Below are 13,503 nucleotides of genomic sequence, written 5' to 3' on the forward strand. Positions count from 1 at the left end.
TGGGCCGGCAATGGCCACGGCAGCGTCAGCATTCCGCGGGTGGGCATGGAGGTATTGGTGGTCTTTCTGGAGGGCGATCCGGACCGTCCGCTGGTCAGCGGTTGCCTATCCAATAGCCTCAACCCGGTGCCCCATGCCTTGCCGGCGAACAAGACCCGCAGCGTGTTTCGCAGCCGCAGCACACCGGGTGGTGGTGGCTACAACGAACTGCATGTGGAGGACCGCAAAGGTCACGAACTGATCTACCTGCGCGCCCAGCGAGACCTGGAGCAGAAGGTCGAGCGTGACAGCCGGCTGGAGGTGGGCGGTGAGTACTCGGCCCGGGTCGCGGGCAACAGCACCACGGTACTGGAAGCAGAAGAGCATTTCACGGTACTGGCGGATCGCAAGGTTCAGCTCAAGGCCAGTGAGTACCTGGACGTGGGGGCCAGCAGCCACACCCGGATCGGGCAGACGCTGGTGGTGGAGGCGGGGCAACAGATACACCTGAGCTCCGGGTTGAAGGTAGTGCTTGAGGCCGGGGCCAGCCTCACCTTGAGGGCGGGAGGCCACCACCTCGTCATCAGCGCCGGAGGGATATTCAGCAGTACGGAAATTCAACTGGGCGGTGCACCCATGACCGGCACGGCTGCAGCCTCGGTGCCGGTAAGACTGCCGATTTACCAACCGCATGCAGTGCTGGGAGCCTTGTCACCACCCGAAGTCTGTAGTTGCGGCGGCAAGGGTGAGTGCCCAGTTCATCAATCAGGGAAGCCAGCATGATCACATCCATTACTTCGCCGTTCGAGGCACCTGTTGCGTCGGGAACCCTGTGCGTCATCCTCGACGCCTGTTTCGACATGAACCTGCCGACCACCCTCAAGCATGCCTATGGCTACACCCCCGCCTGCTGCGTGCCATTGTTCGAGGGCACGCCCTACGCCGGGCTGCAAGCCGCTGGCCCCTATGTGCTGCGTTGCCCGGCCCATGGCGAACTCGCCGACTACGCCCGTGGCCTGCTGGAGCGGGCCGATGCCGGTTATGTGGCGTACCTGGCGGACGACGCCACCCTTGCGCAGGCCGTGGAGCATTGGCGCAGCCTGCTGACGATGCGCACCGACACCTCCCTGCGGATGCTGCGTTTTTTCGATCCACGCTGGCTCGAACCGTTGCTAACCAGTTTCGACGAGCGTGAGCGGGCGCATTTCATCGGCCCCTGCACTGACCTGGCCTGGCGCAACGAACTTGGCTGGCGTCACTGCGCCAACCCTTACCCCGAGTGGGACGGCGAACTGCGTGCGCCGGGTTGGCTGTACCTGAGCCAGGCGCATCAGGCAGGTCTGGAACAGCGACAACTTGAGGTACTGGCGCAACGCCTGGCTCAGGATTATCAGCGGGCGTTACCCATGCCTGAACCGGTCGAGTTTGTGCTTCGACAACTGCTGGGCGCCCGGCAGGCGGGGTATGCGCACGTAGCTGAGTTTGAGCGCTGGCTGTGCCTGGCCCTCCAGCGAGGCGATGGCTTTTGGCATCGCTCCCCAGACAGCGATCTGTTGGCCCGTAATGACCTTGCCAGCGTGGACAAGCTCAACGCGCTTGAACGGCTCTAACTGTAATAACGTACAAGGACGACAAACAGATGCTGGTTAACACCTACACCGTCAAAGCCGGCGACACGCTGGTGCTTATCGCCCAGCAGAATGGGTCTAGCGTGCCAGAGGTACTGGCGCTCAACCCGATCATCAAGGATCCCGATGTGATCAAGGTGGGCTGGCAACTGAACCTGCCTGCTACGCCTTCGCGTCCGCGGTTGCCCCCGCGCATGCACGCGGACAGCCAGACCTGCCTTTCCGTTGAAGGCAGTATCGAATGCAAGGAAGAGCTGGTTGATGTGGTCCATGTGACAGGCTCGCCGCACCTGTGCGTGTTGACCGCCCCGCAGGCCAAGGCCCTGAAACAGGAAGTCGTCTTCGTTCGCGAACTGATGGACGAACTGCACGAAACGCTGGCAGCCGCCCAGTCTGTCAGCCACTGCGCCCGCATCGAAGTGCCTTATGCCGCGTGCAGTTGCACCCGTTGCGTCAAGGAGGACTGGACGCTCAAGGCCGAAGCCGCAGGCGTGCTCACCCGTGAGGCGCCGGTCGAACCTGCTGAGCCGAGCACACCAACGCCGACGACCGAGGAAGATCTGTCCGGGCAACTCCATACCCTGCAGGAAGCCCGCGACTGGTACCAACGCTATGAGCCCAGCCTGTTCTCGGGCAGCCGCAGCGAAAGCAACTGGGAACAACTGCAGCAGCAGAAAGTGCAGGATATCGACGCGAAAATCACCGAACTGCGCACGAAATTGGCGGCCCAGCGCAAGGGCGAAGCCGAAGCCAGCAGCACCCGCTCCACGGCGGCCATGCCCGACCTCAAACACGGTAAAGGCCGTGAGCGCAGAGCAGAACAAGGGCATCAACAGCGCACCGGCATCCATGTGGTGGAAGTGATCCTGTTCAGCGACCCGAGCCGTCGCTACTACATTCGAACAATGTTTCATGAGCGCATCGACTGGAAAGTGCGCATCAGCACGCAGACTCTTGCCAGTAAACCCTTCAACAAGCAGTTGGCCGGTGAGCTGATCAAGGACATTCAGTCGGCGATCAGCACCAGCCGTAAATCAGGGCCACTGGGTAGCCTGGAGGCCAAGCTGGCCTCGTGGAGCAGTGACAAGGACAACCTGCTCAATACCCTGCACCAGGAAGTCTCCTGGACCTCCAACGCCACCGACGCGACCCGCTACGCCGTCTCGGCCGACGCCCAGGCCCTGCGCTTCGCCGCCAGCGCCAGTGCCGGTATCAATAGCTGGAACCCGGCGCAGGGGTTGATCGACGTCGGGGTCAAGGGCACGGCCGAATTTTCCCTGGCCGACGCCGCGGTGTCCTTCAACAGCTACTTCCCCAGCCAGGGCGGCTACCTGGCCAGCATCACCTACCGCAACGGCGAGGGTAAGACCGTGCGTCACCCCCTGGGCGTGTTCCGCCTGAGTGGCCGGCTGGAACTGAGTTGCTTCGTGGGCACCCAATTACAGGGGGAAGCGGCAACAAAGACACAGTACAAACCCCGCGAACAGCCCGCGGGCGCAACGGCCTTGCTCGGCACGCCAACCCTGGACGTGGGCAAAAGTGGCTACATCGGAGTCAAAGCCACTGCGTTTGCTGGCGCCCAAACCGGTGGCGCCTTGACCGGCAGCTTTCAATGGATCGAACCCGACCTGCAAGGCATCGGCAACATCGAGCCCGGGCAGGCGAATGCCAGCAGCAACTGGGTGGATTTGGCGCAGATCAAGGCGGAGGGGAATGTTGCCGCAGGCATTGGCGTGAGTGGCGAGTTTGGTATTGAAATCGCGAAGAACCGGCTGGCTATACGCTGCAGTGGTTCGCTGGTACTGGGGCCAGGGGCCGGCGGCGGCTTCACTACCGTAGTCGACGTGGAGCTGGTCGGGAAACTGGCGCTACTGTTTTGCAAGGCATTAGCTGAGGTGGATTATCGGTATCTATTCGGTGTTACTGAGGAGGCTTTTAGCTACCTAAGTTCAGTGTTTTTCCAGGCAGCAACCAATCCAGTAGATAGAACGTTTGAGGCATTTGACAAAGGTGCGCTTGAAGTTGCTGATTGGTGGGCAACCAGAACGGCAACAAAGATGGAAGCCTATTCGCTGGCAGGACACTTACTCGAAAAGGCAGAGGTCATGGTGAGGGGGCAATGCATTCCCTTGGCGCTTTTACCACCTCAAGCCATGGGGCCGATGGTTCATTTGTTGACTGAAAGCTATGTTGAGAGTTTTGAGGATACACAGGAATTGGCGCTGGTGAAGCTGTTGTCAGTACTGAGAAGTTGGCGACAGTTCATCGAAGTGCTGGAGCACTGCGACCCTCAAGCCAGAAAAGTCAATGCGATGGAGAGTCTGGAACGAATCAACGCCTTGCTTGATTGGCGGCAGCAAGATGAATTCAACTGCTTTATCGATGCTTTGGCTGTTGATCGGAGCCATCTGCAGGGTGAGCGGAAAGCGGCCTGGACTCCAGGACCGTACCGCCACAAAACGAATACTCTGCTGGCTGCGCGGCGTAGTGGCAGGTTTATAGGACTAGCCTAAATTGCTAATCAGCAAGGGCGCTTGGTCGCGCTCTTGTAGCTCATAGCATTTGATTGGACTGTATGGCGCAGCGAAAGCTGTACCCTGGGAAGTACCCCGATTTGACGGGCTCTGCCGCCCAGCGTCGAACGGTGCTTGCGGTAATTAACGGGCTCTCAACAAACGCGGAGCCCCTATGAATACGTAATGTACCTGTTGCTGGACCTGTCGGATTCTCCAAAGGGGAGTGATGATAGTAGTCCTCGCCATACCAGTCATTTACCCAATCGACAGCATTTCCTGAAAGGTTGTAAATACCTAATGGGTTGGGTGCGAAACTATCAACTTCAAAGGTGCGCCCCTTCCCGGGTTTTGGAAAGTTACGTCCGTAATCCAGGTTGCCATTATCGGTAGAAAAGTATACGTATTGGCCGCGACTGCGAGCGGCATATTCCCATTGTGCTTCGGTGGGCAAACTCACTGGATAGCCACTTAGTTGGCCTAGCCAAGCACAGTAATCCTTGGCTTCTTGCCAGGATTTAGTGGGGGCGGGCATTGTGGACTGAAAACGAAACGCTAAATCCTTTCGTTTGCGAAGCTCTCTGTCAAAAAGTGGCTTGCCTTGAGCAATAAAAAAATGGTCAAAATCACGTATCGTGGTCTGGAACTTAGAAAGATAGTAGCTACTTAACTTAACCGGATGAACAAAATCATCATCCCCATCCATGCTGATATTGCACAACCGCTCGGGCTCAACCCCACACGGCCATTCACACATATTGCTAGGGTCATAGTCACACTTCCAGCCAAAATCCCCCATCTGAAACTCGCCGCCTTCGACAAACACCATATTGTCCAGCGACTGCACCACGGTGTTGAGCAGTTGGGTACGTACGTCGGTGGACAGCTTCGGGTAGGTCTGGTCGATGGTCGTCGCGATCTGCGCGACTTTTTCCGCAGAGAGTTTTTCGCTCTTGGGCAATGGCAGGGATTGGGCCTGGCAGCCGGTCAGTAACAGCAGTGCGCAGGCGGGCAGAAGTACGCGAACAGCGGGTAGGTAGAACATGGCAGCATCCCTGTGGGCCAAGCGTCAGAAAAGCTTGGACGCTAGCAGATCCGGCTACTGGTTGGATGTAGGACCTTTCCCAAACTCCATTGCCAGCGAATGCGCATGCATGCATGGATTGTGAGGGGAGCTGCAGGACTGCATTAGAGGCATAGGTTTTAGAGCGGTTGATCAAACTGAATCGCGCAACGGAAGCCTGTACCGGGATAGTATCCCGTTCTGACGGGATCATTGGGGAAGCGACGCACCGTGCTGGCTGTCAGCAATGGGCTTTCACCAGCATTGGTCCCACGACGGATTTTCTGAGTTCCAGTACTGGGGCCTTGAGGGTTTTCAATCGGAGAGTGGCGGTAATAATCTTCTCCGTACCAGTCGTTGACCCAGTCGGTTGCATTGCCTGACATATTGTAAAAGCCCAATGGGTTGGGCACAAAACTGTCGACGGCGAATGTGCGCCCGAGGCCCTGAACGGGGAAGTTTCGCCCATAGTCCAAGCCGCCATTGTCCGTAGGGTAAAACAAATACTGACCGCGACTACGAGCGGCATACTCCCACTGTGCCTCGGTGGGTAGATCTACAGGGTAATCGCTTAGCTCACCTAGCCAGCTGCAGTAGTCTTTGGCTTCTTGCCAGGTTTTTGTAAATGCAGGGTTGTTCGGTTGATAGCGAAATTTCAAGTTTTCACGCTGACGGTACTCTGCATCAAAAAGAGGCTTACCTTGGATGGTGAAAAACAAATCGAAATCTCTAAGCGCTACCTGAAATTTCGATAGGTAATAGCTGCTCAACTTAACCTGATGAACAAAGTCATCATTGTTGCGAAAGCTGATCGGGCACAACCGCTCTGGCTCAACGCCACACGGCCATTCACACATATTGCTCTGGTCGTAGTCACACTTCCAGCCAAAATCCCCCATCTGAAACTCACCGCCTTCGACAAACACCATATTGTCCAGCGACTGCACCACGGTATTGAGCAGTTGGGTGCGTATGTCGGTGGGCAGCTTCGGGTAGGTCTGGTTGATGGTCGTCGCGATCTGCGCGACTTTTTCCGCGGAGAGCTTTTCGCTCTTGGGCAATGGCAGGGATTGAGCCTGGCAACCGGTCAGTAGCAGCAGTGCGCAGGCGGGCAGAAGTACGCGAACAGCGGGCAGGTAGAACATGGCAGCATCCCTGTGGGCCAAACGTCAGAAAAGCTTGGACGCTAGCAGATCCAGTCAGTGGCTGGATGTAGGACCTTTCCCAAACTCCATTGTCAGCGAATGCGCATACATGGGGCAGGAACTATAGGGCTGCTTTGGTACAGGGTTTTAGAGGGCCTGATCGGACTGCACTGAACAGCGGAAACCGAATCCTGGCAAGTATCCATTTTTGACCGGATCATCACCCCAGCGCCGAACAGTGCTCGCAGATATTAACGGGCCTTCACCATAGTACGAACCTCTATGGATGCGTAACGTGCCGGTCTCTGGGCCGGTTGGGTTTTCCAGTGGAGAATGACGGTAGTAATCCGCACCATACCAGTCATTAACCCAGTCAACGGCGTTGCCAGAGAGGTTATAGATACCCAGGGGGTTGGGTACAAAACGGTCAACAGCAAAGGTGAGCGATTCGTCGGGGTGAGGAAAATTTCGCCCATAGTCCAAACCACCGTTATCGGTAGCAAAAAAAACATACTGACCACGGTTGCGAGCAGCATATTCCCACTGTGCTTCGCTGGGTAAATCGACTGGGTAACCACTCAGCTTGCCCAGCCAATTGCAGTAACTCTTAGCTTCATCCCAGCTTTTGGGTGGTGCAGGATTATTGGGTGTGTACAGGAACTGTATGTCCTCACGCTTACGATCTTCTGCGTCATACAGCGGCTTGCCTTGAGCAATAAAAAACAGATCGAAATCGCGTATCGTGGTCTGAAATTTTGAAAGGTAGTAGCTGCTCAGCTTTACCGGATGAACAAAATCATCATCCCCATCCATGCTGATGTTGCACAACCGCTCGGGCTCAACCCCACACGGCCATTCACACATATTGCTCTGGTCATAGTCACACTTCCAGCCAAAATCCCCCATCTCAAACTCGCCGCCTTCGACAAACACCATATTGTCCAGCGACTGCACCACGGTATTGAGCAGTTGGGTGCGTATGTCGGTAGACAGCTTCGGGTAGGTCTGGTCGATGGTCGTCGCGATCTGCGCGACTTTTTCCGAGGAGAGTTTTTCGCTCTTGGGCAATGGCAGGGATTGGGCCTGGCAGCCGGTCAGTAACAGCAGGACCGCAACTGGAAACAGCATTTGAGTCGTTGGCAGGCAGAACACGGCAGCATCCCCAAGGGCCTCAAGGCCAGAGGTTTGGACGCTAGCAGATTGGACCGACGACTTGTTGTAGGACCTTTCCGAAAAGGCGATCGCTGTGAAGGGGCTCAGTGATCGCCTTGGGGCCTGTCGCTGCGCGACGGTTATGAGGCCTGTGTCGGGAAGCGGTTTTTCGCTTCGATCCACTGGGCCATGTACTGGGTGCTTTTGTGCTGGTGATGACGAAGCATGGCGCCGGTGAAGTTGTTCAGGCGTTGTTGTGGCAGGTCGGCCAGGGTTTGTTCGATCCGTTCGACCAGCGCGGTCGCGTGGATGCGCCGGTTGAAGCGCGTCGCGATGAGCGGCGTGCATGCCTGTTGTGCCGCGTTCCAGCGGGCTTCGTCCTGGTAAAGCTGCACGGCCGCTTCGGCCAGCGCTTCGGCGGTCACTTCAACAGCGCCAGGCCAGGGCAGGGCACCGTGCATGGCTTCGGCCCCTATCGGGGTGGTGACGCTGGGGGTGCCGCAGAGCATGGCATCGGTCAGTTTGCCCTTGATCCCGGCGCCGAAGCGCAGAGGCGCCAGGCACAGGCGTGCGGCGCTCATGACCTCCAGGGCATCTTCGGCCCAGTTCAGTACATGAAAGCCCTGCGCCGGGTTGTGCAATGCGGTGGCTTTGGGCGGGGTGTAGGCGCCGTAGACATGCAGTTGGGCCTGCGGCAGTTGTCGACGGATCATCGGCCACAGGCTGTGCTTCATCCAGAGCACGGCGTCCCAGTTCGGGGCGTGGCGGAAGTTGCCGATGCTGAGAAAGTGCGCGCGTTCGGCAAAACCTCGTACAGGGGGTGCCGGCTGGTCAAGCATCAGCGGGCACCAGTGCAGCAGCGCGGGTGGAACACCGAAATGCGCGGTCAACAGGTCGATTTCTACATCCGAGATCATCAGGCTCAGGTCGCTGCGGTAGATCGCGGCCACTTCACGTTGGGGCAGGTCGGCGTTGGCCATCTGGCGGTAAAGGGTCGCGCTCGGGGTGGCAAACAGCTCGCTGAAGTCGTTGCTGTCCAGGCCCTCGATCAAGCGGCGGCGCAAAAGCTGTTGACGGGCATCGCGCAGGCTTTGAAGGTCGGAGGTTTCCAGCACGCGCAGCGCCGCAGGGCAGTGTTTCTCGACACGCCAGCCAAACTGCTCCTCCATCATGAAGCGGTCGAACAGCACGACATCGGGTGCCAGTTCCGCGACAAAATGATCGAAACTGCTGCAGTTGAGCACGATGGCCTGTTCGGCAATGCCCAGTGCCGCGAGGTCTGCCTTGTGCTCGCCAACGGTGGCCGGGCTGCTGAAGGTGATTTGCCAGCCGCGTTCAAGAAAACTCTCGAGGATCTGCATCATGTGCCCGCCAGCGGCTGACGAGCGCGGTTCCGGCCAGACATAACCAATAACGAGAACCTTGAGCGGTGATGCGGGCATGAGCGATCGGCCTTCAGCGAAAAATGCGTATTTAACCACAGTGCAGCCTGCCGACGTGGGCACGCAGCGATTGTCGGTAATCTGCCTGAAAGGCACGCTTTCTATGCTGCTCAAGGGTTCTAGCGGTTAGACTCCAGCCCTGGCGAGTGCGTTGCGTTACAGCACGATTGCGAAAATGGAACTATTACTCGAGAGAACGCCAGACTCTCTTGTCCTGATACACCGTTACGGGGGCTTTTTAAGGATGATTCAGCCAACCGCAATCGACCAGCGGAGTTTTCGCAAGCTCCTGGGTCGTAATATCAGCTTGCCGTTGGGCGTTGGATTGCTCAGCGCGGTGGTGTTTGTTGCCGTCATCAGCTACTTGCTGTCAGTGATCCAGTGGGTGGAGCATACCGACCGGGTGATCAACAGTGCCAATGAGTCGATCAAGCTGTCCATCGACATGGAGACCGGGCTGCGTGGGTTCCTGATTGCCGGTGATGAGCATTTTCTCGAACCCTACAGCGTGGCCAAGCCCAGGATAGACGCCGACCTGGCTTCGCTGCAGGCACTGGTGTCGAACAACCCTCAACAGGTTGAACGGGTGGCTCGGATAAAGTCCCTGCAAGCCGAGTGGAATCGCTTTGCCGAGAACATGATCAACCTGCGTCGCAGCGGAGGTGCTTATGTCGAGGCGATGCGGGCGGGTCACGGCAAGCGCCTGACCGACCAGATCCGCCAGGAGTATGAAGCCTTCGTGTCCACCGAGCAGCAACTGCGCCAAGCGCGCAGCGATCGTGTGCAGAGCACGACGGTGGCCTCGATTTCGCTGTACCTGGGCTTCGTTGTGTTGCTCAGTGGCATGCTGGCCTATTTTGGTCGGCGCGATCTGTTGGGGTTGTCCAGCAGTTACAACAGTAACCTCGAAGCTCAACAACGCAGTGCTTTGAGCCTGCAGCAAGAGGCCTGGCTGCGCACGGGCCAGACCCGCCTGGCCGAACAACTGCTGGGGCAGTTGAGCTTGCCGTTGCTGGGACGCAACGCCTTGCAGTTTTTTGCCGAGTATCTGGGAACGGTGGTTGCGGCGCTGTATGTTCGTGATGCACAGGGCCACTTGCGTCGCGTGGCGTCCTATGGCCTGCCCCGAGAGCAAGAACAGCAGGAGCAACTGATCGGCAGCAATGAGGGCATGGTGGCCCAGGCGGTGCTGCAGGAACGCGTGTTGCGTCTGGACGACTTGCCGGGTGACTACCTGCGGGTCAGCTCCGGGCTGGGTGAAGGTTCGCCACACAGCGTTCTGGTAGCCCCGACCCGCAATGATGGGCAGATCAATGGTGTTGTCGAACTGGGCTTCCTGCGTCCGCTGGAGTCGCGTGATGTCGAGTTGCTGGAGCGGGTGGCCAATAACCTGGGCATTTCGATCGAGAGCGCCCGATATCGACAGCGCTTGCAGGAAGTGCTGGCTGAAACCCAGTTGCTCAATGAGGAGCTGCAGGTTCAGCAGGAAGAACTGAAATCCGCCAACGAGGAACTGGAAGAACAGTCACGTGTGCTCAAGGAGTCACAGGCGTATTTGGAGGCCCAGCAGGCAGAGTTGGAGCAAACCAATGAGCAACTGGCGGAGCGCACCGAAGCGCTTGCCCGGCAGCGCGACACGCTGGACCGCAAGAACGCTGAGCTGAACGAGGCTCAGATCGAACTGGAGCAACGTGCCGAAGCGCTGCAGCGTTCAAGCCAGTACAAATCCGAGTTTCTTGCCAACATGTCCCATGAGCTGCGCACGCCATTGAACAGTTCGCTGATTCTGGCCCGGTTGCTGGCTGAGAACGAACAGGGAAACCTCAGCGAAGAACAGGTGAAGTTTGCCGAGTCGATCTATTCGGCCGGTAATGATCTGCTCAATTTGATCAATGACATTCTCGACATTGCCAAGGTCGAGGCCGGCAAGCTTGAGGTGCGCCCGGAGACCACTCAGGTCGAGGGCCTGACCGAGCGCTTGCGCCAGCTGTTCGAGCCGCTGGCTGAGCACAAGGGCTTGGGCTTCAGTATCAACGTCGACGCCACGGCCCCAAAAGCCCTTTACACCGACCACCAACGCCTGGAGCAGATCCTCAAGAACCTGCTGTCCAATGCGGTGAAGTTCACCGAACATGGCGAGGTCAACCTGAGCATTGCTCGACAGGCGGGCGAGGGGATTGTTTTTCGTGTCCGCGACAGTGGTATCGGTATTGCGGCCCATCAGCAGCAGACTATCTTTGAGGCCTTTCACCAGGCCGATGGCACCACCAACCGGCGCTATGGCGGCACGGGCCTCGGGCTTTCGATTTCTCGCGACCTGGCCCAGTTGCTGGGTGGCCAGATCAGCGTCGAAAGCCGTTTGGGGGAGGGCAGTGAGTTCGCCCTGATCCTCCCGGAGCGCTACGAGCCGATTGTCGAGCAAACCGTTTCGCCGGTTATCATTCGTTCATCCGTTGTGCCGGTTCAGGCTGATTGTGCGCCGCCAGAGACAGTGCCGCGCGCGCCAGGTTTTGCTGATGACCGCCAGCTAGCGCCATTCAGCAAACGCTGCATTCTGGTGATTGAGGACGATCCGGACTTCGCTCGCATCCTCTTCGACCTGGCCCATGAACTGGGCTACAGCTGCCTGGTGGCGCACGCGGCCGATGAAGGGTTCGACCTGGCCGTCAGTTATGTGCCCGATGCCATATTGCTGGACATGCGCCTGCCGGATCACTCCGGGTTGACGGTGTTGCAACGGCTCAAGGAGCAGGCGCTCACCCGGCATATCCCGGTTCATGTGATCTCGGTGGAGGACCGCGTCGAGGCGGCGCTGCACATGGGGGCGATTGGTTATGCGGTAAAACCGGCCAGTCGAGAACAGCTCAAGGCGGTGTTTGGCCGGCTGGAGGCCACGCTGAGCCAGAAGCTCAAGCACATCCTGCTGGTCGAAGATGACGACCTGCAACGTGACAGCATTGCCCGGCTGATCGGCGATGAGGATATCGAAATCACGGCGGTCGGCATGGCCCAGGACGCCCTCGAATTGCTGCGCGAGCAGGTCTACGATTGCATGATCATCGACCTCAAGTTGCCTGACATGCAGGGCAATGAGCTGCTGCAGCGCATGGCCGAGGACAGTATCCGGGCCTTCCCGCCGGTGATCGTCTATACCGGGCGCAACCTGAGCCGCGATGAAGAGGCCAACCTGCTCAAGTACTCGCGCTCGATCATCATCAAGGGCGCACGTTCTCCAGAGCGCCTGCTCGACGAAGTGACGCTGTTTCTGCACAAGGTCGAATCGCAGTTGTCCCACGAGCGCCAGCGCATGCTCAAGACCGCGCGCAGCCGCGACCGGGTGTTCGAGGGGCGCACGGTGCTTCTGGTTGACGACGACGTTCGCAATATCTTCGCCTTGACCAGTGCATTGGAGCAGAAGGGGGCCATTGTCGAGGTCGGCCGTAATGGCCGCGAGGCCATCGACAGGCTTGAGCAGAACGAGGCTATCGATCTGGTCTTGATGGACGTGATGATGCCGGAAATGGATGGCTATGAGGCAACCCGATTGATTCGCAAAGACCCACGCTGGCGCAAGTTGCCGATCATCGCCGTGACGGCAAAGGCGATGAAGGATGATCAGCAACGCTGCCTGCAGGCTGGTGCCAACGACTACCTGGCCAAGCCGATAGAGCTGGAGCGATTGTTCTCGCTGATTCGCGTGTGGTTGCCGCATCTGGAGCGCATTTGACCAGTGAGTGCAGTGCCGATATCGAGATTCAAGGGCTGATCGAGGCGATTTACCTCACGTACAGCTATGACTTTCGCAACTACTCTGGCGCCTCTATCACGCGTCGGATACAGCACGCGTTGCGTCAGCTCGGCTGTGCGACCGTAGCGGCCTTGCAGACGCGCGTATTGCAGGACCCCGCGGCCTTCATGGCGTTATTGCAATACTTGACCATTCCGGTCAGCGAGATGTTCCGTGATCCCGAGCACGTCCTTGCATTGCGCCGGGAGGTGGTGCCGTTGTTGCGTACCTGGCCGTCGATCAAACTCTGGATCGCCGGTTGCAGCACGGGTGAGGAGGTGTATTCCATGGCCATCCTGTTGCGTGAGGAGGGGCTGCTGGAGCGCTCGATCATCTACGCAACCGACATCAACCCGTATTCACTGGAGCGGGCCAGGCAGGGTATCTATTCGATGCAGGCGATGGAGCGGTATGCGCGCAACTATGAAAAGGCAGGAGGCCTGCAGAGGCTCAGTGATTACTACACGGCGGCCTACGGCAGCGCGATACTCGACAGCAGCCTGCGTGAGAAGGTGACCTTCGCCGATCATAGCCTGGCGACTGACAGCGTATTTTCCGAGACCCACTTGATCTCGTGCCGGAATGTGTTGATCTACTTCAACAAGCCGTTGCAGGACCGGGCCCTGGGTTTGTTCCACGAGTCATTGTGCCACCGTGGTTTTCTGGTCTTGGGCAGCAAGGAAACCCTGAGCTTTTCGGGCTATAGCGAGCGCTTCGAGGCGTTGGTCAAAGCCGAACGAATCTACCGCAAGTCCTGAACCGTGTGGTGGCAAGGGGTATCGACGTACAGGAGT

General features: G+C 58.2%; 9 protein-coding genes. 5 read left to right on the forward strand and 4 right to left on the reverse strand.

The features are described from left to right. From UIA24_RS16035 to UIA24_RS16045, 3 genes are all read left to right on the forward strand, one after another. The coding region (locus tag UIA24_RS16035) for a bacteriophage T4 gp5 trimerisation domain-containing protein (protein ID WP_330523284.1) at positions 1-762 on the forward strand (762 nt) is incomplete at its 5' end. Next, positions 759-1,589 carry a DUF4123 domain-containing protein gene (locus UIA24_RS16040; RefSeq protein WP_099775102.1) on the forward strand — a complete coding sequence of 277 codons (831 nt, stop codon included), beginning with the start codon at positions 759-761 and terminating at the stop codon, positions 1,587-1,589. The genes UIA24_RS16035 and UIA24_RS16040, both read left to right, overlap by 4 nt. Positions 1,590-1,618: 29 nt before the next feature. Further along, complete coding sequence (locus UIA24_RS16045) at positions 1,619-4,120, forward strand: LysM peptidoglycan-binding domain-containing protein (protein WP_330523286.1); 2,502 nt, start codon at positions 1,619-1,621, stop codon at positions 4,118-4,120. A 40-nt stretch (positions 4,121-4,160) separates the two neighbouring features. Here the strand turns inward: UIA24_RS16045 and UIA24_RS16050 are convergent, their stop codons facing one another. The 4 genes from UIA24_RS16050 to UIA24_RS16065 all read right to left on the reverse strand — a co-directional run bounded on the left by UIA24_RS16050 (position 4,161) and on the right by UIA24_RS16065 (position 8,922). Continuing rightward, a complete protein-coding gene (locus UIA24_RS16050) occupies positions 4,161-5,165 on the reverse strand; it encodes a formylglycine-generating enzyme family protein (protein WP_330523287.1) in 1,005 nt (334 codons plus the stop codon). A 158-nt stretch (positions 5,166-5,323) separates the two neighbouring features. Continuing rightward, positions 5,324-6,328 carry a formylglycine-generating enzyme family protein gene (locus UIA24_RS16055; RefSeq protein ID WP_330523288.1) on the reverse strand — a complete coding sequence of 335 codons (1,005 nt, stop codon included), beginning with the start codon at positions 6,326-6,328 and terminating at the stop codon, positions 5,324-5,326. A gap of 147 nt (positions 6,329-6,475) precedes the next feature. After that, on the reverse strand, positions 6,476-7,480 hold the full coding sequence (locus tag UIA24_RS16060) for a formylglycine-generating enzyme family protein (protein ID WP_330523289.1): 1,005 nt from the start codon (positions 7,478-7,480) through the stop codon (positions 6,476-6,478). Between the two features lie 140 nt (positions 7,481-7,620). Then, positions 7,621-8,922, reverse strand: a complete 1,302-nt coding sequence (locus UIA24_RS16065) for a glycosyltransferase (protein ID WP_330523290.1) — start codon at positions 8,920-8,922, stop codon at positions 7,621-7,623. A gap of 244 nt (positions 8,923-9,166) precedes the next feature. Here UIA24_RS16065 and UIA24_RS16070 point away from each other — a divergent pair, with 244 nt between their 5' ends. Continuing rightward, entirely contained in the window at positions 9,167-12,649 is a 3,483-nt protein-coding gene (locus UIA24_RS16070) for a response regulator (protein ID WP_330523291.1), read from the forward strand. Then, positions 12,646-13,467: a CheR family methyltransferase gene (locus UIA24_RS16075; RefSeq protein WP_099775096.1), complete on the forward strand. Its 822-nt coding sequence runs from the start codon at positions 12,646-12,648 to the stop codon at positions 13,465-13,467. The genes UIA24_RS16070 and UIA24_RS16075 overlap by 4 nt, the downstream gene beginning before the upstream one ends. The last annotated feature ends 36 nt before the right edge of the window (positions 13,468-13,503 follow it).

Source organism: Pseudomonas sp. AL 58 (assembly GCF_036348395.1).
Lineage (GTDB): Bacteria > Pseudomonadota > Gammaproteobacteria > Pseudomonadales > Pseudomonadaceae > Aquipseudomonas > Aquipseudomonas defluvii.

Excerpts from the sequence above, each read along its gene's own strand:
- UIA24_RS16045 (WP_330523286.1), top strand. The coding sequence starts at position 1,619 with ATGCTGGTTAACACCTACACCGTCAAAGCCGGCGACACGCTGGTGCTT.
- UIA24_RS16065 (WP_330523290.1), bottom strand. The coding sequence starts at position 8,922 with ATGCCCGCATCACCGCTCAAGGTTCTCGTTATTGGTTATGTCTGGCCG.
- UIA24_RS16040 (WP_099775102.1), top strand. The coding sequence starts at position 759 with ATGATCACATCCATTACTTCGCCGTTCGAGGCACCTGTTGCGTCGGGA.
- UIA24_RS16070 (WP_330523291.1), top strand. The coding sequence starts at position 9,167 with ATGATTCAGCCAACCGCAATCGACCAGCGGAGTTTTCGCAAGCTCCTG.
- UIA24_RS16050 (WP_330523287.1), bottom strand. The coding sequence starts at position 5,165 with ATGTTCTACCTACCCGCTGTTCGCGTACTTCTGCCCGCCTGCGCACTG.
- UIA24_RS16055 (WP_330523288.1), bottom strand. The coding sequence starts at position 6,328 with ATGTTCTACCTGCCCGCTGTTCGCGTACTTCTGCCCGCCTGCGCACTG.